1 protein-coding gene is annotated in these 424 nt (G+C 42.2%); it reads right to left on the reverse strand.

Annotated features, from left to right (window positions below):
• A partial coding sequence (locus tag ETC00_RS20040) for an ArsB/NhaD family transporter (RefSeq protein WP_171567777.1) occupies window positions 1-423 on the reverse strand: 423 nt, incomplete at its 3' end.
• Window position 424 lies beyond the last annotated feature (1 nt).

Consider the following 424-nt stretch of genomic DNA (forward strand, 5'->3'; position numbering starts at 1 on the left):
TGGCAATACGTTTCGTTCATCAAATTGTAATGCGCGTACCATGGCTAATACGATCGGTGTTAAGATGAGTGCGGCACCATCGTTTGCGAAAAACGCCGCCACGAGTGCACCGAGAATGGAAACAAATATAAACATTTTAATTCCATTTCCTTTAGCCGCACGCGCCATATGTAACGCTGCCCATTCGAAGAAGCCAATCTCATCTAAAATTAAAGAAATAATGATAATCGCAATAAAAGCAAGCGTCGCATTCCAAACGATGTTCGTTACATCCATAACATCTTGGAAATCAACGACTCCAACAAGCAATGCTAATAAGGCGCCACCGCAGGCAGACCAACCAATGGATAAATTGCGCGGTTGCCAAATGACAAAAACGAGGGTAATAAGAAAAATCAATGATGCAAGAGTAACGGAAAGCAAA

Source organism: Brevibacillus sp. MCWH (assembly GCF_013096935.1).
Lineage (GTDB): Bacteria > Bacillota > Bacilli > Brevibacillales > Brevibacillaceae > Brevibacillus > Brevibacillus aydinogluensis.